The organism is Pseudoduganella ginsengisoli (genome assembly GCF_009720865.1).
GTDB classification, from domain to species: Bacteria; Pseudomonadota; Gammaproteobacteria; order Burkholderiales; family Burkholderiaceae_D; genus Rugamonas; species Rugamonas ginsengisoli.
This window is the reverse complement of the sequence record NZ_WNLA01000015.1, coordinates 36,254-54,331: the sequence shown is the minus strand read 5'-3', so window position 1 is coordinate 54,331 and position 18,078 is coordinate 36,254. Positions and strand designations below refer to the sequence as shown.

The 18,078-nt window shown below is 59.0% G+C and carries 19 protein-coding genes; 11 read left to right on the top strand and 8 right to left on the bottom strand.

Going from position 1 to position 18,078, the window contains the following annotated elements:
* Positions 1–77: 77 nt before the first annotated feature.
* The 9 genes from nrdR to GM668_RS20040 all read left to right on the top strand — a co-directional run bounded on the left by nrdR (position 78) and on the right by GM668_RS20040 (position 6,804).
* Positions 78–551, top strand: coding sequence for a transcriptional regulator NrdR (gene nrdR, locus GM668_RS20080; protein WP_155440738.1), 474 nt, complete (start codon positions 78–80; stop codon positions 549–551).
* 146 nt (positions 552–697) lie between these two features.
* On the top strand, positions 698–1,237 hold the full coding sequence (gene pilV, locus GM668_RS20075; protein ID WP_155440737.1) for a type IV pilus modification protein PilV: 540 nt from the start codon (positions 698–700) through the stop codon (positions 1,235–1,237).
* Positions 1,234–2,109: a PilW family protein gene (locus tag GM668_RS20070; RefSeq protein ID WP_229499598.1), complete on the top strand. Its 876-nt coding sequence runs from the start codon at positions 1,234–1,236 to the stop codon at positions 2,107–2,109. The genes pilV and GM668_RS20070 overlap by 4 nt, the downstream gene beginning before the upstream one ends.
* A gap of 8 nt (positions 2,110–2,117) precedes the next feature.
* Positions 2,118–2,792 carry a pilus assembly PilX family protein gene (locus tag GM668_RS20065; protein WP_155440736.1) on the top strand — a complete coding sequence of 225 codons (675 nt, stop codon included), beginning with the start codon at positions 2,118–2,120 and terminating at the stop codon, positions 2,790–2,792.
* A gap of 10 nt (positions 2,793–2,802) precedes the next feature.
* Complete coding sequence (locus GM668_RS20060; protein WP_170305728.1) at positions 2,803–3,252, top strand: type IV pilin protein; 450 nt, start codon at positions 2,803–2,805, stop codon at positions 3,250–3,252.
* A 2-nt stretch (positions 3,253–3,254) separates the two neighbouring features.
* On the top strand, positions 3,255–3,785 hold the full coding sequence (locus GM668_RS20055) for a GspH/FimT family pseudopilin (protein WP_155440735.1): 531 nt from the start codon (positions 3,255–3,257) through the stop codon (positions 3,783–3,785).
* Positions 3,786–3,794: 9 nt separating this feature from the next.
* Complete coding sequence (gene ribD, locus GM668_RS20050) at positions 3,795–4,889, top strand: bifunctional diaminohydroxyphosphoribosylaminopyrimidine deaminase/5-amino-6-(5-phosphoribosylamino)uracil reductase RibD (RefSeq protein ID WP_170305727.1); 1,095 nt, start codon at positions 3,795–3,797, stop codon at positions 4,887–4,889.
* A 16-nt stretch (positions 4,890–4,905) separates the two neighbouring features.
* Positions 4,906–5,535 carry a riboflavin synthase gene (locus GM668_RS20045; RefSeq protein ID WP_155440734.1) on the top strand — a complete coding sequence of 210 codons (630 nt, stop codon included), beginning with the start codon at positions 4,906–4,908 and terminating at the stop codon, positions 5,533–5,535.
* A gap of 354 nt (positions 5,536–5,889) precedes the next feature.
* Entirely contained in the window at positions 5,890–6,804 is a 915-nt protein-coding gene (locus GM668_RS20040; protein WP_155440733.1) for a hypothetical protein, read from the top strand.
* Between the two features lie 48 nt (positions 6,805–6,852).
* On the opposite strand, the gene GM668_RS20035 is transcribed toward GM668_RS20040, so the two are convergent.
* From GM668_RS20035 to GM668_RS20005, 7 genes are all read right to left on the bottom strand, one after another.
* Positions 6,853–7,230 carry a hypothetical protein gene (locus tag GM668_RS20035; protein ID WP_155440732.1) on the bottom strand — a complete coding sequence of 126 codons (378 nt, stop codon included), beginning with the start codon at positions 7,228–7,230 and terminating at the stop codon, positions 6,853–6,855.
* A complete protein-coding gene (locus tag GM668_RS20030) occupies positions 7,227–7,658 on the bottom strand; it encodes a penicillin-insensitive murein endopeptidase (protein WP_155440731.1) in 432 nt (143 codons plus the stop codon). Before GM668_RS20030 ends, GM668_RS20035 begins: the two co-directional genes overlap by 4 nt.
* A 58-nt stretch (positions 7,659–7,716) precedes the next feature.
* Positions 7,717–8,208, bottom strand: coding sequence for an Hcp family type VI secretion system effector (locus tag GM668_RS20025; RefSeq protein WP_155440730.1), 492 nt, complete (start codon positions 8,206–8,208; stop codon positions 7,717–7,719).
* A gap of 53 nt (positions 8,209–8,261) precedes the next feature.
* Complete coding sequence (locus GM668_RS20020) at positions 8,262–8,513, bottom strand: hypothetical protein (RefSeq protein WP_155440729.1); 252 nt, start codon at positions 8,511–8,513, stop codon at positions 8,262–8,264.
* 245 nt (positions 8,514–8,758) lie between these two features.
* Positions 8,759–9,229, bottom strand: coding sequence for a hypothetical protein (locus tag GM668_RS20015; RefSeq protein WP_155440728.1), 471 nt, complete (start codon positions 9,227–9,229; stop codon positions 8,759–8,761).
* Positions 9,230–9,857: 628 nt separating this feature from the next.
* Complete coding sequence (locus tag GM668_RS20010) at positions 9,858–10,016, bottom strand: hypothetical protein (protein ID WP_155440727.1); 159 nt, start codon at positions 10,014–10,016, stop codon at positions 9,858–9,860.
* A 778-nt stretch (positions 10,017–10,794) separates the two neighbouring features.
* A complete protein-coding gene (locus GM668_RS20005) occupies positions 10,795–11,196 on the bottom strand; it encodes a DUF6861 domain-containing protein (protein ID WP_371868739.1) in 402 nt (133 codons plus the stop codon).
* 464 nt (positions 11,197–11,660) lie between these two features.
* Here GM668_RS20005 and GM668_RS31240 point away from each other — a divergent pair, with 464 nt between their 5' ends.
* The gene (locus GM668_RS31240) at positions 11,661–13,484 is read left to right on the top strand and encodes a diguanylate cyclase domain-containing protein (protein ID WP_229499596.1); all 1,824 of its coding nucleotides are present in this window, start codon (positions 11,661–11,663) and stop codon (positions 13,482–13,484) included.
* 90 nt (positions 13,485–13,574) lie between these two features.
* Positions 13,575–15,038 carry an NAD-dependent epimerase/dehydratase family protein gene (locus tag GM668_RS19995; RefSeq protein WP_155440725.1) on the top strand — a complete coding sequence of 488 codons (1,464 nt, stop codon included), beginning with the start codon at positions 13,575–13,577 and terminating at the stop codon, positions 15,036–15,038.
* 8 nt (positions 15,039–15,046) lie between these two features.
* On the opposite strand, the gene GM668_RS19990 is transcribed toward GM668_RS19995, so the two are convergent.
* On the bottom strand, positions 15,047–18,016 hold the full coding sequence (locus tag GM668_RS19990) for a PAS domain S-box protein (protein ID WP_155440724.1): 2,970 nt from the start codon (positions 18,014–18,016) through the stop codon (positions 15,047–15,049).
* Positions 18,017–18,078: the final 62 nt, after the last annotated feature.

Here is an 18,078-nt window from a genome sequence, read left to right as displayed (position 1 = left end):
GGCCGGCGCTCTTTTGCTTCAAAGTGCCTGATACCCCGGTGTCAGGTACTTCATCTTATAAAAGGTCACTTGCCTAAATGAAATGCCCGTTTTGTCAGCATGAAGAAATCCACGTCCTCGACACGCGCATGTCGGAAGAGGGCGATGCGATCCGCCGCCGCCGGCGCTGCGGCAAGTGCGACAAGCGCTTTACGACGTATGAACGCATCGAATTAACGATGCCTTATGTGGTCAAGAAAAACGGCAGCCGTGCCGAGTATTCGGCCACCAAATTGCGCAGCAGCCTGGCGCTGGCCTTGCGCAAGCGCCCCGTGTCGGCGGAAGCTGTCGATCATGCGGTGCTGGCGATTGAAGAAAAGCTGTTGACGTCCGGCCAGCGTGAAATTGATTCGCACGCGATTGGCGAACTGGTGATGCAGCAATTGAAGCGCCTCGATACGGTCGCGTACATCCGCTTCGCTTCCGTCTACAAGAATTTTGAATGCCTGGCCGAGTTCCAGGATGCTATCGAAGAAGCCGGGCACGACACGCCGCCGGCCAATCTTTCCTGATCACATATCTATTTGCGCTGCCATTGAGCCGGGCAAAGTACCCTCCGATTTGTCTGGCCGGTTCAGTCCGGCCTTGACCTTCCTCATGCCGCGCTGCGCCTTGGCGCGTAACGTCGGGTTCTTCGGACTCGGCGTGGAGGCGGCTTATGCATACCCGGCAAGGATTTACGCTGCTGGAAGTCCTGGTGGCGCTGGTGGTACTGGCATTGGGCGTGCTGGGCGCGGGCGCCATGCAATTGACGGCGCAGCGCGTGCGGCAAGAGTCGCAATGGCTGTCGTCCGCATCGCGGATCGCAGCTGACTTTGCCGGGCGCGTGCGGGCCAATGCGGCGCAGGCTGACGCCGTATATGCCGGCTTTGATTATGACGTGCTGCGTGAACCTGCGCCCGATCCTTCCTTTGCCTGCGGACCTTCCCCTTGCGACAGCGCGCAGCTGGCGCATGCTGACCTCGTTGAATTGAAACAGCAAGTGGCGCAGGCGCTGCCGTCAGGGCGCGTGCGGATTTGCCGCGACCGCCATATGTGGCTGGGCAGGCGCTTGCGGTGGCCATGCGATGGCGGAGCGGATGCGCCGCTCGTCATCAAGATAGGCTGGCGCGGGCGCTTGCCGGATGGGCGGGCCGATACCGATGGCGGCGAATATGTCCCTGGCGTCGCGCTGGCGATGGCGGGGCTGGCGCCATGAAGTGCGCCATGCAGCCTGTGCGGCGGCGTAGCTGGGGCTTTGGGCTGCCGGAAATGATGCTGTCGCTGGCCATCGGCACGGTGCTGGCCTTGGCCGCCTCGGCCATGCTGGTGGGCGCCCATGCGGCGTATCAGCGCAACGAGAGCGGTGCACGGCTCGATGACAGCGGCAGGCAGGCGCTGGCCATCATGGTGCGCGCCGTACGCCAGGCCGGCTATCGCGGGCCGGATGCGGCTGCAGCAGGCATCACTGCAATACGCGGCATCGATGCCGTTGGGGTGGCAAAGGAGCGCCATGGCATCGATGGCCCGTGGCCTGCCGCGCTCAATGGCAGCGACGTGCTGGCCGTGCGCTTTGCCGGCGCAGGCAGCGGCGACGGCGACGGCACTGTGACTGATTGCGCGGGCTTTGCCATTGGCGGCAGTGACGATGGATGGAGCATTTTCTACGTGGCGGCAGGCCCCGATGGCGACGGTGAATTGCGCTGCAAATACAAGGGCCATGACGGCTGGAGCGCAGACGCATTGGTACGCGGCGTCGATGCACTGCAGGTCTTATATGGCATTGATACCGACGATCCTGCGGACGGGGTGCCGAACCGCTATCTCAATGCCACGCAAGTCGACGCGCTCGATGTTGGCGGCGCAGGCTGGCGCCGTGTGGCCAGTGTGCGCATCGCGCTGCTGATGCATGGCGAGCCGGGCTCCAATCCTGGCGCCAGGCCCTTGGTACACCACCTGTTTGGCCACGGCTACACCGCCATCGCGGGCGGGCGCGATACGGGTGTGTTCATTGATGAAGGGGCGTTGCCGGCAGTGCAGCGGCAACGGGTGCGGCGCGTGGTTGGCGCCACGGTCTTGGTTCGCAACTGAGGAGGTGCATGATGGGTATCGTCAAAGCGGCAGTCCTGGTTGGGCCTGCCCAAGGCATGGTGCTGATGGCGGCGTTGCTGGTCATGGTGATGCTGTTGTTGATGGGGCTATCCGGCGCGCGCGTTGCCATTCAGGGCGAGCGGTCCGCACGCGCTGTGCGGGACCGCGACATCGCCATGCAGGCAGCGGAAGATGCACTGGCCGATGCCGAGCGTGAATTGGCCGGTGGCAGTACCGATGCGGCGCGCAACGCTTTACTGGCGGCGGGCGAAGGCTACGTGGACGGATGTGGCGATGGCTTGTCGGCACCGGACCAGGGCTTGTGCAAGCCGCTTGCAGGCGAGACGCCGGCATGGCTGCAAGTGGATATGGCTGACGATGGCGCCGCATCGCACTCGGCGGCGTTTGGCCGCTATACGGGGGCGGAAATGGAAACGGGCGATGGGTTTTTGCCCTTCCGCAAGCCGCGCTTTGTTATCGAACAGTTGCCGCCGCCCCCTGGCGGTGCGCCTGGCGGAACAGCGCATGTATATCGCGTGACGGCGGTCGGATTTGGTGCGCGCGAAGGTATGGAAGTGGTGCTGCAAAGTGTCGTGCGAATCGGCGGTACGCCGAAAGTTAACCGTGTGGCCTGGCGTGAAGTGGACAACTACCGTGAATTACGGCGCGCGTTGAAGCCATAGGAGCCGGGCCGTGCGTACCCATAACGGTTTCACGCTGATTGAATTGATGATCGTGCTGGTGCTGGCACTGATCCTGTCTGCCGCGGCTTATCCAGCCTATACCGAGTTCGCTGTGCGGGCGCGGCGGATGGAAGGGCAAGCCGCGCTGCAATTGCTGATGCAGCAGCAGGAACGCTATTACAGCAGCCATGGCAGCTATATTGCGTTTGATGCGGATGCGAAGGATGACGATGCCCGCGCGTTCAACTGGTGGTCCGGCGCCAGCGCGGCATCCAGCGGCTACGAGCTGGAAGGCAAGGCGTGCGACGGCGAAACACTGCGCAATTGCGTGCAATTGATGGCCAAGCCGGGCACGGAGCGCGTGGACCGCACCTTTCATGATAAAGCATGCGAAACGCTGATCTTGACCAGTACCGGGTTGCGCCTGGCAACCGGCCCTTCGCTGAAATGCTGGAGGTAGCCATGACCCGCCAACAGGGCCGCACCTTGCTGGAAATGCTGATCGCACTGGCCATCGCCGCCATCCTGCTGTGCGGCGCCCTGCCTGCCGGGCACAAGTTGTTGCAGCGGCAGCAATTGCGTACCGCCGTGACGGACTTGCACGCGGCGCTGGATCTGGCCCGCTCTCTGGCCATTGCACGGGGCAGCGTCGTGGTGGTGGCGCCCCATGCGGGCGGCTGGGAACAGGGCTGGACCGTGTTTGCCGACTACGATGGCGATGGCCGGCCAGGGCCGGGCGATGAAACCATCATCGAGCAAGGCGCATTGGCTGATGGCATCCATATCCGCATGCAATTCACGGGCAGTACTGCCCAGCGCTATATTGCATATAATTCAGCGGGGCGCAGTTGCCGCGCAGATAAAAGCCAGACGGCCCGCTGGGGGACGCTGACGATGGAAGCGGGCGAACAGCAATATCTGGTACGGATTAACATGCTGGGCCGCGCCCGCGTATGCGACCCCAGGAAAGAAGGCAGTACCTGCACCGGATAAAGGAACAACGTGGACATCACTAACGACGCCGATGGCATGAAACTAGCCCTGGAATGGGCGGCGAAGGGTTTATATACGACGTCGCCCAACCCTCGCATCGGTTGCGTCATCGTCAAGGATGGCAAAGTCATTGGCGCGGGCGTGACGCAGCCAGCAGGGCAGGACCATGCGGAAATCCAGGCCATGAAAGATGCGCAGGCGCGCGGCCACGACGTGCGCGGCGCCACCGCGTACGTGACGTTAGAGCCGTGCAACCACCACGGCCGCACGCCGCCCTGTTCCGACGCGCTGGTGCGCGCAGGGCTGGGCCGCGTGGTAGCGGCCATGGAAGACCCGAATCCGCTGGTAGCGGGGCAGGGCATGGCGAAACTGGCGGCGGCCGGCATTGAAACCGCGACCGGCCTGATGGCGGATGAAGCCTATGAAATGAACATCGGTTTCTTTTCCCGCATGACGCGCGGCTTGCCATGGGTGCGCATGAAAACCGCCGCCAGCCTTGATGGCATGACAGCGCTGCACAATGGCCAGAGCCAGTGGATCACCGGCCCGGAAGCGCGCGCCGACGGCCACGCATGGCGCGCCCGCACGTGCGCGATCCTGACCGGCATTGGCACCGTCAAGGCCGACGACCCGCAATTGACGGTGCGCGCCGTTGAAACGCCGCGCCAGCCGCGCCGTATCGTGGTCGACAGCCGCCTCGACATCAGCCCGCAGGCCAAGGTGCTGCAAGGCGGCGGCACGTGGGTCGTGGCAGCCATTCACGATCCGGACAAGGAAGCGGCGCTGCGCGGCGTGGGCGCGGAAATGATTACGCTGCCGAACCCGCATGGCAAAGTCGATTTGCCGGAATTGATGCGTGAACTGGGGCGCCGCCAAATCAATGAATTGCACGTGGAGGCGGGCGGCAAGCTCAATGGATCGCTGATCCGCGAAGGCTGCGTTGATGAATTGCTGGTCTACCTGGCCCCGGCATTGCTGGGCGATGCGCAAGGCATGTTTGCGCTGCCGGCGCTGACCGAGCTGTCCGGCAAACATTCTTTAAAATTCCACGAGGTAAAGCAAATCGGCGCCGATTTGCGTATCCTTGCACGATTTACTTCTTAATTCGAAAGACCCCGCTATGTTTACTGGTATCGTTGCCGCAGTCGGCAAAATCACTGAAGTCCAGCCGCTGGAAGGCGGCCTCGACGCAGGCGTGCGCCTGTCCGTGGATGCGGGCGGCCTGCCGCTGGCCGATGTCGCACTGGGCGATTCGATTGCATTGAATGGCGCGTGCATGACGGTGATTGAGAAAACCGATACGGCGTTCAAAGTCGACGTGTCGCGCGAAAGCCTCAATTGCACGGTGGGCCTGGATGGCCTCAATGAAGTCAACCTGGAAAAAGCCCTGACCCTGGCCGAGCGCCTGGGCGGCCACCTGGTGTCCGGCCACGTCGATGGCCTGGGCGTGGTGCGCAAGTTTGAACCGGTCGGCGAATCGTGGGAACTGGTGATCGAAGCGCCGAAAAGCCTGGCGAAATACCTGGCATTCAAAGGTTCCATCGTCGTCAACGGCGTGTCGCTGACAGTCAACCGCGTCAACGATATCGGGGCGGGCAATGACCTGGTCAGCCAGTTTTCCATCAACCTGATCCCGCACACGATTTCCGTGACCACTTTGAAGCACTTGAAGGTGGGCAGCAAGGTCAATCTGGAAGTGGATTTGATTGCCCGTTACGTGGAGCGGATGCTGTCAGTGTCAGCTAAATAAACCGGCTGATCCAATGAAGTGGCGACGGTATTGTTGGTGGCATGCGTACAATGCCCCAGCAAATGCCGTCAACCTCACGGACCAGCGCACCCTCCACACATCCCCAAATCAGCTACGGTCTAGAGCAGTCGATTTCGAACCGTCTAAGTCGAGCTCAGTCTAAAAACGGCAGTAGTAGGTCGAGCTCCTCGTGAGGAGTTGAAGTGGTAGTGGCCATTTCTTAGACCGGGCACTGAAATTTATTGCAGGCTGCTCAACGTTTCAACTGCTAAGGCATTTGCGAGAATTTTCGTCTCTCCTTGTGATAGCATTCAAGCATGTTTCTTGCAGGAATTTCAATTTCAAGGGGACTCAATGAAGCGTCTATCGATTTCAATACTTGCCTTGTCTATCTCGTTGTCTGGTTGCTCAATGTATGGCCCCTACAATACTATGCCGCGTAAAAGCGATGCAGAGGTTGAACGTCTTGGCGGAGTCCAGTTGAAGGTCACTGTGGACTCTGAAAAGAAACGAATGAATGGCTGGTATTACGTCTTAAAAGATACTTATGAAAATAAGGAAGTTTGGAATATTGCTACGAATGAGATCTTCTTCTATGGGTCCGTGCTGTTTTCGGTAGCATCGGCCCAACTCTTGCACGATGGCTCCACCATGTGGAAGAAAGCACGCAACGTTGGTGCAGGTTCAGCATTTGCATCCGACTTGATCAGCGGGCATTATCATTTCGATATTCAGCAAAACGCATTTCGCAATGCGATGAGTCGAGCCAAGTGTGGAGCACTCTCAATTGCGAACATCGCGCCCGACGATGAGCGGCTGGCTTTGCTATCCACCAACGATATTGCGACTATCGATTCGAAGCTCCAGGCCACAGATGCGTCCCATCCTGGATTTATCGCTTTGTACAATCGAATTCCTGTTGCCGCGTCCGAATACATAGAGAAAACTGTCCTCGATAAGCTTCAGAGTGATCTCAGGGCAGCCTCACCAACTAAATCAACCCTGTCGGACTTAGCCGCTGCAATCGATAAGTGGAAGAAGGATATGAAGGATGCTTCCGCTGCGCAATCTGGACTTTTGTCGGTATCAGAATTTAAGAATGCAGCGAATCAAACGAAGACACCTTCAGCATTCAATACCAACAAGGACGCGCTTCCAGGTGCATTGAAAGGTATGAATGAGGTTCAGCTAGAGATCGCAAGAAATGCCTTGGTCACGTCCGTAATCACTTTCGAAAGTCAGCTTAGGGCATGCGATGTCTCAAACTAAACCAAGGGAGGTGGGATACTCATGGCAAGATTCCCCGTCCACGGCACTTCAGCAGGTCGCGCCCGTGATGCTTTTACCAGTCCGCAGATCAAACCCGAAAAAGCACCTGTACCCGTCGCTGTCATGGATGCATGACACTTCCCCCTTGTTCCGCTCCCGGTAACCCTTATCGCTGCTGCACTTTTCCGCCTCCTTCACATCGGGATACATGGAATCAAACATTTCCTTGGCAATCGGCCCTGAGACGTTGAACGACACTTTACGGTCTTTTTGTGTGGGAGGCTGTTCTTCGCCCAGGGAGCCTGAATAAACGAGGTAACTGCCCTTGAAGGGCCGGTACTGCCACCAGTCGCGTGTTTCGCCAGCATAGGCGAACGAAAGCGCGACGAGCAGCATGGCCAGGGCAAGCCTGAAGAGTTGGTTCATACGCTTAACTCAACGTGGAAACGATGGTCGTGATTTTTGTACGGGGTCACGAATGGGGAGGCATGCTGGTCGTTGTAAAGAATCTTCCGCACGCCGGGGTAGGCATGAAAGAGGGCGATCAGCTTTCCCGTCGCGGCCTGATCGTAGTCGTCGACCTGATACCAGTACACTGCTTCGTGGCGCCCATCCTTCCGGATTGGACGAATATCGACTTGCAGGCCATTCTTGTGCGATTCATGTTTTTCGTATGCCGGGCCGTTCGCTTGGCTGATATTGCCGACTCCGAATTTGCGGCTATCGATGGCCGCCCATTCCCGTTCCACGAACAGGATCATGGTCATCATCGCCGGGTGTGCATATTGTCCTCCGCCATTGGGCGGGGTGCCATGCACGTAATAGCCCGCTTCTTCGGGAGCTTGCGGCAGCATGAATAACGGCGCGAGTCGACGGACTGAAGCTGCGATTGCTTTCCCATGGTCGGCTCCGTCATACGATCCGGTTAGTGGACAGGTCCCAGCCACCTGCCGTATTGCCACCCAAGCCGCCGCCGATCTTCTGCTGCGTGTACTTCCACCGCACCTTGCCGAATTTCAGCGTGAGCGACTCTTGCAAACCAACGCCGGGGTGAACGACCTGGTCTACGCTGCCGATCAACACGTTTTCCAGCTCGATCTCGTAATACTTCACCGGATCGCCGTCGCCATCTGCGCGCATGAATTCAAGCTTGGCCTTTGGGATGGTGCGCCCGGCGGAACAAGTCTGCATCAGGATGGGCGAAGACAGGTCGGCAAGCTTGCTGACGGCGATGCTCTTATGCTCGCAGCGTTCGGCGGTATGTCCGCCAGCGGTCGAAGAAGTTGCGCTCTTGGGTTGCTTGACGCCGAGCTGCACCGTTGTACACTCTATCCAACCCTGATGCCGGGAGTCGGCCGATTCGCCCTTGATGCCATCGATTTGCAGATACACGTCGATTGCCATGACAATACCTCTTCAGTATGGTGGAGGGAAAGTCACTCTACGCTCAAGGAAATCTAGACAGATAGAATGCGCGCAAACTCATCCGTGTTAGCCATGCTCAGATATTGAGTCATGGCATCAAATTTGACGGTATTTTCGACGGTATTTGGCAAAGCATCATGCTCAGATGACGTAACCATGCGGGTTGTGACGCCATTCAACATAATTGCGCGGTATGTGGAGCGGATGCTGTCGGTGTCGGCTAAATAAACCGGCTGATCCAATGAAATGGTGACGGTATTGTTGACGGCATGAGTATGAAGCAACAGCAAATGCCGTCAAACTCACGGGCCAGCGCACCGTACCAGCATCCCCAATTCAGCTACGGTCTAGTGCAGTCGATTTCGGACCGTCAGAGTCGAGCTCAGTCTAAAAACGACAGCGGCAAGTCGAGAATCGTCTACAAGTCCTGGGTGAAAATCTAATACGATCCAGTTTCGCGGGGTCTCTGGCTAAAACGGGCCATATTTAGTTTCGCCGGATCACTGTTTAGACTCTTCTCGACGGGTAGTTAAGGAGTTTCAATTTTGCTGGCCGACCGCTGTTGCCGCTGATCTTTAAAGCGTGTTCTGCAGTCCGAAGCGCGGATCCAATAATCATTGCCGGGAAAACGCAGCCAAACAAAACGCCATGCATTGCGTCCTCCGGCGTGACGGTTGGCGAACAATGATGGCGTTAACGATGTGCCATCGTCGGAAATGATATGGTCGCCTATCACTTTGGCAAATTCAACGTTGCCGCGATGGCTGGTCCGCAGATTGGTTCCTTCCGGCAGGAAGATATTCTTCCATTGAAATCCGCGTATTGCCGGCCCATTCGTGCGCAGCGCGAGCCGCTCTTTATCTATTGCCAGCCAGCGCTGTAACAGCTCAGTAATGAAGGTCTCCAGCTTGACGCCAGGGCGTACGTTCATCAGGTGGAGTTCAAGGTCTAGAAGCTCCCCAAGAGGCAAGCTTATTGGCCGCATCGGTTCATATCCCATGATTCACTCCCTATCGAAAAGTGTCTAAAGGTTGGACCGACGAAATAAAATATGGTTCGTTTTAGATTTTCGCCCTTTGGATCTGGATCAAACTAGACGTTCACCCTGCATTTGTAGACCATCTTCGTTTTACCCCTGTGGTTTATCGACCAGATTGGATCCTGATGGCCCAGAATAGACTGGGCTAGACCATTCATCCATGAGGATAACGAGACAGGGCAGGCAGTGTCTTTCTTGCTTGACCAATGGGGACATTTCTTTCGCCCGCTCCCAGATCGTGCTGACCGAACGCGCTTTTTCTCACCGCCTGTACCAACAGTATGCAATTGGACGAATTACCGGCTAGAGAGGTACCGGGACAAGGGATACGCCACTTCAGCAAGTCGCGCCCGAGATGCTGTTGCCAGTCCGAAGATCAAACCCGAAAAAGCACCTGTACCCGTCACGGTCATGGATGCAGGAAACCTCTCCCTTATTCCGCTTGCGATAACCCTTGTCGCTGCTGCACTTTTCGGCCTCCTTCGCATAAGGCCAGTACTGCCACCAGTCGCGTGTTTCGCCGGCGTAGGCAAGCGAAAGCCCAACGAGCAGCAAGGCCGGCATGTACCTGAAAAGCCGATTCATACGCTTAACTCAACGTGGAAATGGTGGTCGTGATTTTTGCCAGGGTAGGCATGAATTCAAGCTTGGCCTGGGGATGGTGGTCCAGCGGAACAGGTTTGCATGGACTTGCTTCAAATGGCTTCTTCGGTGCAGGCATAATCGCAACGAGGTCATTGATTTGCATACGTCATCTTATGTATTTTTTAATCGTGCCTTCATCCGTGCTCGCATTCCTTCATGGCATTTTCGTCTTCACAGTGAATCATATAGTGTTTTTGATCATTAGGGCACTCGATCCCCCGGAGCGGCATTCCTGATTGCCATTTTTCAGGGAAAGTCTTAATTACTGCCTCACAAACCGGACATTATAATTGTTGCCCTTTTTGAATAAGTTCTATGGCACTTGCAGTAGATAATTGATTGGCATTTATTGGTCTCATTTTTTACCTCCAAATGGAATTTGGCCTCCTGGTAAATCCGGATAAAGCGACTTTACATCATTCCAAATATTTACTCTCTCAGCCAGTGAAGGTCGTGTTCCGGTCATAAACAACGATTCGTTCCTAAACGCCTGATACTTAGTGAATTGCGTATTCTGAGCAATTCCTCTATAAAAACCATTTTGGTGTGTGGCCTCATGCACAATAGTAGAAGCGGCTTCTTCGGTCGCGCATAAGAGGCCGATCCTACTGGATTTTCCGCAAGAATCTCAGCAGCTTTTACGGAAAATGAACGATCAACCTTATTCAATGACGAGTCAAAAGACAGCTTTGACGCCCCAGCTTTGTTTTCCCCGCTAACACCAACTCTAGAGCTGCTCTTCGTGGAAGACATATTGCGCCCGTTGGCCGGAAGAGACGCACCTATTGGTTGGCCAACCGGGGTGGTTGGGCGTGCTTTCAATTGCGGGTGACCCAGCGGCTTTCCCTCATTTTCGACCAGCCAGTCCGCGAATTTCTGTCCTAATTTAGGCTCTTCCGAATCTCTTGCATCAGCACGGCTTTGTTGCCTCGGCCCCGCGCGAGATAAGCCACCAGCGCAGTCAGGATGGCCGCCATCATGATGGCATGACCCAGCGACAAATGCCATGCGGCAGTATAGGTGTTACCGGAAGCGGGGCTTTTCCATGCGTCGCGCCGGTCCTCAGGGGCCGCACCCCACGCTTCGCGGAAGCCGCGTTCGGATTGATCCAGCGCGGCGGGTAGCATTTCGGCGAGGCCATCCGCCAGCTCTTTCAGCCCCATCAGCGCCATCACCCAAGTCCCGACCTGGGCGCCGGCTGCGGTGCCAATCACTGCACCCGGTGCAGCGCCAACGCCCAAGGCAGCGGAGCCGATTGCTCCACCCAAGGCAGCGCCAGTCACCACGGCACCACTTTAGTACAGGGGGTGCTTGCCGTACCCTATCAACCCTCGCGAGCCCTGCAGCAAAGTGATTGCCAAAATTAGTGAACGCCTGCGCGGCAGGCCGCCCCATGGAGTCGTAAAGCTGGTTGGCAGCGAAGTCTACGCCCCTGCTGAGCCGTTGTTCAATCCGGTCCAATTCGCGCCAGATGTGCGACTGATCTGTCTCGATTAGCAAGAGTTCACCCCGATAGGTCCGCCTCGCCAGACCAGTGGTAAGGTCTGATCCCGCCGCTACAATGTTGAGGCATAAAGTTCAGTGGAGTTAAAATCTTAGCATGATTGCATAAAGAGCAAATATCTCTAATGTCCCGTGCTGCCAAGCGTCTTTAAACCCAATTGCTTCAGCAGTAAAGTGATTATCAGTCACCTCAGCAATAACGGGCGTACAATCCCCCGATACGCTTGTAAAAACTGGGCTGGCCATGAACTTCCTGCGCATGCTGCTTACGCCCGCGGTGCACTTGATGCACCGCTTGCGTTACCCATACAAGTTTGCCGCGATCGGCCTGCTGGGCGGGATCGCGATTGCCTACCTGTTTTACACGCTGACGGCTAACCTGCAGCGCGCTGAATATATTGCGCGGCAAGAGCAGGCCGGCCTGGCAGCGGATATTCCGCTATTGACACTGTTGCAGGCCGTGCAACAGCATCAGGGTTTGCTGTCAGCCGTGGCGGGCGGCGCGCGCCAGTTGGAACCCCGGCGGCGCGATAAAGCCGACGAAGTGCAGCGAGCGATGACGGATGTCAGCCGGGTCGTGGCGGAACAGGGCCGGCGGCTCGATATCGTGACCCACTGGGCGAATCTGCAAGAGCACTGGCGCACGCTGCAGGCAGGCGCCGCCACGCGGCGCGACGCCCAGTCGGCGCTGTCGGATGGATTGCTGGCCATCATAGAAAAAGTCGGCGATACGAGTTTTCTCGTGCTGGATCCGGACGCCAACAGCTATTACCTGATGCTGGCCGCCACGGACAAGCTGCCCAAGGCGCTGGACATGGTGGGGCGGATCCGCGCACATGGCGCGGAAGTGCTGGCGGCAAAGAACATCACGGCGGAAGGGCACCGGCATTTCATCGGTGAAGTGGCGGTGCTGCATGCCCGCCTCGATGAACTGGAAGCCGTGCTGCGCAAGGCGGAAGCAGCAAATCCCCAGGTGGCGGACCGTATCGCCCGTTTTTCCAAACAATTCCGCGAAGCGCTGAAAGAAGTGCTGGCGGAAGTGGATGAAGAAATCTTTGGTGGGCGGTATGCGGCCGATCCCGTGCATTACATCGACAAGACCACGGCGGCAATCGACCGGGGATTCGACCAGACCCGCGATGTATTGCTGCCGCTGCTGAATGAATTGCTGGCAGCACGTATCCATCACCTGGAGCAGCAGTTTTTCCACAGCGCCGTGCTGGCGGGGCCCGCCTTCCTGCTGCTGTTCCTGTACCTGGCGAGCGGCGCGTGCCTGGCCGTGATGTCGTCCATTAAATCGCTGCGCGAAGGCGCCGCACGCATGGCGCGGGGCGATTTTGTCACGCCGATCCTGTTGGCCAGCAAGGATGAATTGCGCTACGTGGCGCTGAGCTTTAACGACATGGGGCTGGAATTGTCGCGCCGCGTGCGGGAAGCGGATATGCACACGTGCGAGCTGGAAGTGTTGAACCGCAAGCTGGCCGAGTTGAGCGCGACGGATGGCTTGACGGGGATTGCCAACCGGCGCCGCTTCGATGAAGCGCTGGCATCCGAGTGGAGCCGGGCGGCGCGCCTGCGTACGCCGCTGGCGCTGGCCATGCTCGATGTCGACTGGTTCAAGAAATTCAACGACCACTACGGGCACCAGGCGGGCGACGAATGCCTGCGCCGCGTGGCGCTGGTGCTGGCCGGATGCATGCGGCGCGCGGGTGACCTGGGCGCACGCTATGGTGGTGAAGAATTTGCATTCATTGCTCCCAACTGCGATGAACAGCATGCGCGGCAACTGGCTGCAAAAATCAGCAATGCACTACATTCTTTGGCGATGCCCCATCAATTGTCGGAATTCGGCTACGTGACAGTCAGTATCGGCGTGGCCATCATCACCCCGACTGCGGGCGATGCGCCGGACCGCCTGGTCAAGGCTGCCGATGCCGCGCTGTACCGCGCCAAGGAACAGGGCCGCAACCGCACCGTGTTTGACGATGGCGCGGCGCCGTTTGCCGCCATGCAGCCGCATCCCGTGGCTCAGGCGCCCGTGCATACGGTGGGATATGGGCACAGCTAGCGGCGCCTAGTCTGTTTGTATGATGTTGGGACGGGCAGGGCGGTGTTACTGTGCTTTCAGCGCGTTTCGCAGTCCACCCGGAGCACATCGATGAACAGCAAGAAAACCGTCTTCCTGACCGGCGCCACCGGCAATATGGGCATGGCTGCCCTGGAATTCTTCCGCCAGCGGCGCGACCGCTACAAGATCGTGGCACTGGTGATGCCGACACAGGGCGACCGCAAACGCATTGCGCCATACCTGAAACGGGGCGACGTCGACGTCGTGTGGGGCGACCTGACCCGCTATGAAGACGTGCTGGCCTGCGTCAATGGCGCGGACTTTGTGCTGCACGTGGGCGGCATGGTGTCGCCGATGGCCGACCACCAGCCGGCGCTGACCACCAAGGTCAATGTGGGGGCGGCCCGCAATATCGTGCAAGCCATCAAGGCGCAGCCCGATCCGGACCGCGTCAAACTGGTGTACATCGGTACGGTGGCACAGACGGGCAACCGCATGGCGCCCATCCACTGGGGCCGCGTGGGTGATCCGATCAAGATCAGCATGTTCGATAACTATGCGGTCAGCAAGACCATCGCGGAAAGCATCGTGGTCGATTCGGGCCTGAAGCACTGGGTATCGTTGCGCCAGACCGGCATGGCGCACGTGAACCTGTGGCGCATTTTCGATCCCATCCTGTTCCACAACCCGCTGAACGGCGTGCTGGAATGGGTAACGGCGCGCGATTCTGGCCGTCTGCTGGCCAACGTCTGCGAAGACGCCGTGCCGGATGCATTCTGGAACCGCATTTACAACGTGGGCGGCGGCGCCAGCTGCCGCGTGGTGAACCACGAATTCATGGCGAAGATGTTCAACGCCACGGGCACGCCGGACTTCCGCAAAGTGTTTGATCCGGACTGGTTCGCGCTGCGCAATTTCCACGGCCAGTGGTATGCCGATTCCGACCGCCTGAACGCGCTGGTGCCATTCCGCAGCGAGTCGCTGGATGACTTCATGAAGCAGATGGCGGACTCCGTACCGTTTTACATCAAGCTGGGCGGCTATTTCCCGGGCGCCGTAAAGAAGCGCATCAGTGCTTTGGCGGCGGGACCGGGCGGGCCGCTGCACTGGCTTGCCCATGGCGACGACGAACATATCGCCGCGTACTTTGGTTCGCGCGCCACGCACAGCCGTATCGGCGGATGGGACAGCGTGGCATTGACGCGGCCCTCGGAAACACCCGTGCTGTTGTCGCATGGCTACGATGAAGCACAGCCGCGTGAAGCCTTGTCGCTGGCGGATTTGCGCGATGCGGCGGGTTTCCGTGGCGGACAGCTGGCCGATACGGAGATGGCGAAAGGCGACTGGGATACGCCCCGCAACTGGGATTGCGGCCAGGGCCACCGTTTCCGCGCCAGCCCGAATCTCGTGCTGATGGGTGGGCACTGGTGTCCGGAGTGTACGCACCATCCTGCCCGCTATGCAGGGCTGGCCAGGCGCAGCGCGTTCTTCCGGCAAGTGTGGGAGCCTGACCAGCAACTGGTGGCGTTGCCGGGACTGGCTGCTGCAGCATAGTGCAAGGATCAGGGGAACGCCGCCGGCAGCACGCGTTTCAGCGATGCCAGCGCCACTGGCCGTTCCAGCTGGTAATCGAACCCGGCTCCCCGCGCAATGACTTTGTCGTGCGACTGGCCTGAACCGTTCAGCGCAATGTACGTCGCATGTTCGTCCGGGTGCAGCGCACGCAGTTGCTGCGCCAGCGCGTAGCCTTCCACCCCCGGCATGTCGGTGCGGATCAGCACCGCGTCCGGATGCAAATCGCGGGCTTGCGTCAGCGCGCACGCTTCATCGGGGCACAGCGCCACCATATGGCCTTGCGCCTGCAACGCGGCCGGCAATTCCCGGTCGCCATCGTCGGCGCGGTCAACCAGCAGGATATGCAGCGGCCGCGTATCGGCGGCGTGCGTATCGGACTGGCTTTGCTGCCACAGCAACGGCAGCGTGACAGTAAACGTGCTGCCCGTGCCGCGTCCTGCGCTGCTGGCTGTCACCTGGCCATGGTGCAGTGCGACGATGCTTTTCACCAGCGCCAAGCCCAGTCCCAATCCCCCTTCGGCCCGGTCCGGCGTGCGTTCCGCTTGTGTGAATAATTCGAACACGTGGGGCAGCAGGGCTGCATCGATACCCATGCCGTTGTCGGAAACCGCAATGCGGACCTGGCTAGCGTCTTCGTCCACCGTCAGCGTGATGCGGCCCCCCTGCTGCGTATATTTCGCGGCATTGTTCAGCAGATTAGTCAGCACTTGCACCAGCCGCGTACTGTCGCCCAGCACCTTGCCACCGTCATCGCGCATATCGACGACCAGCGCCTGCCTGCGCGCCTCCATCAGCGGGCGTGATTGCTCAACAGCCGTATTAATCACCTGCGCCACAGGGACTTCTTCCTGGTCGATGGCCGCCACCCCCCGCGTGACGCGCGATACATCCATCACATCGTTGACGAGGTCCGTCATGTGCCGGACCTGGCGGTCGATGATGTCGCTGGACAGCTTGATGTTGGCTGGATTGGCTGCGCCAGTCTTCAGCAATTGCGCGGCCGTGCTGATCGGCGCCAGCGGGTTGCGCAGTTCGTGCGCCAGCAGTGCGAGAAAGTCATCCTTGCGCTGGTTGGCTTGCTGCAGCGCCTGTTCCGCTTCGCGCTGCAAGGTGATGTCGGTATTCGTGCCCAGCCACCGTACGACATTGCCCTCCTTGTCCCGGATCGGCATGGCGCGCGACAGGAACCAGCGGTATTGGCCGTCCGCGCCGCGCAGTGGGAAGGTATCTTCCCAAATGCACTGGTCTTCCACGATTTGTTTGCGGTACAGCGCCACCACGCGGTCCACGTGTTCAGGGTGATGCACCTTCATCCAGCCCCAGCCCTGCATCTCGTCAAACGTGGTACCCGTATATTCAAACCACCGGTTGTTGTACCAAAATATGTCGCCATCGCTGTCCGCCATCCACGCCAGCTGGGGAATATTTTCCGCCAGCGTGCGGAATTTCGATTCACTGATCTGGCGCGCTTCTTCCGCCAAATGCTGGCGCGTCACATCAAGCACGGCGCCGGACATCGTCGTGGGTTTGCCATCCTTGCCGGTAGCGATGGTGCCGCGCGCTTCCACGAACCGGACCGCGCCGCCCGGTCCCAATACCCGGAAGCGCTTGTGCGAGGGTTCCCCCGACGCCACCGAACGCTCGATTTCCTCCCGCACCCCGTCGGCGTCGTCCGGATGTATGGCCTTCAAATACGACGCGAGCGGCTGGTTGTCCGCATCTTCCGGCGCGATGCTGAACATGGCTGCCAGGTTGCGGTCCGCATGCACGCGGTCAGCCGGGATATCCCATGTCCACGTGCCGATGGCCGCCGCCGTCAGCGCGGCTTCCAGCCGTGTTTGCGTATCTTTCAGCGCCGACTGGGCCATTACCCGCTCATGGATATCGGTCGACGTGCCCATCCAGCGTACGATGCCGCAGTGCGCGTCGCGCAGCGGCAGCGCGCGCCCCAGTGTCCAGCGGTATTGTCCAGAGTGGTGACGGAGGCGGAATTCCACTTCGTAGGGATCGCCGGTAGCCAGGCTGTGATGCCACTTCGCCATCAGGCTGGACTGGTCGTCCGGGTGGAATACGGCCAGCCACGCATGGCCTTCGCTCGCGTGTTCGGACATACCGGTGTAGTCGTACCATTGCCGGTTGAAGTAATCATGAAAGCCATCGGGCCGCGCCGACCACACGATTTGCGGAATAGCGTCGGCAATGGTGCGGAATTTCGTCTCGCTTTCACGGATGGCCCGCTCCGCCAGTTTGCGCTGCGTGATGTTCTTGTAAAACAGCGCCAGGCTGTCGCCGAATGGAAATGCGCGCGCTTCCAGCCACATGTCCTCGCCGCGATGGTGGTACAGCTGCTCGACGCAGACATTGACCCGCTCGCGCATGGCCTGGCGGTAGGCGTAAGCCAGCGGTAAATCTTCCGATCCCGGCCAGGCTTCCCAGTGCGTGCGGCCAATCAGGGCCGAGCGGGGACGCCCATCGATACGCAATGCTTCATCGTTGATGCAGCGGATGCGGAAGTCCCGGTCAAGCAAAATAAAACCTTCATCGATCGCGTGCAACACCAGTTCGCTGGCGCCGTGCAGGCTGTCCATGATGAGGTCATTGGGCTGGTCCGTGCCGGTTTTGCGGGCCAACACGACGTATTGCACCTGGCCATCGTTCATCAAGCGTTTCAACGCGACTTCGCAGCGGATGACTTCGCCGCTTTTAGCAATGAAACTTTTCTCGTACGCCAGTTCCATGTAGGGACCGTCGAGCAATTGACGGCAGGCAGCGTCATCGCGCGGCTGGTCTTCGTAAACGGTCAACTGGCTGGGGCGCAAGTGCGCCAGCTCGGCCGGGCTATAACCCGTCAGCTCGCAAAACATCCCGTTCGCGGCAAGGATGGTTTCCTCGCGGGAGTACAGCAAGGCCGCATAAGGGATGAGTTCCACCAAGTTGGCAACGTCGGAGTACATCATGGGTTGGCCGCCAGGGAACAATCATCTGCCGGCCATCATACAAGAATGGCAACGCGAACCTC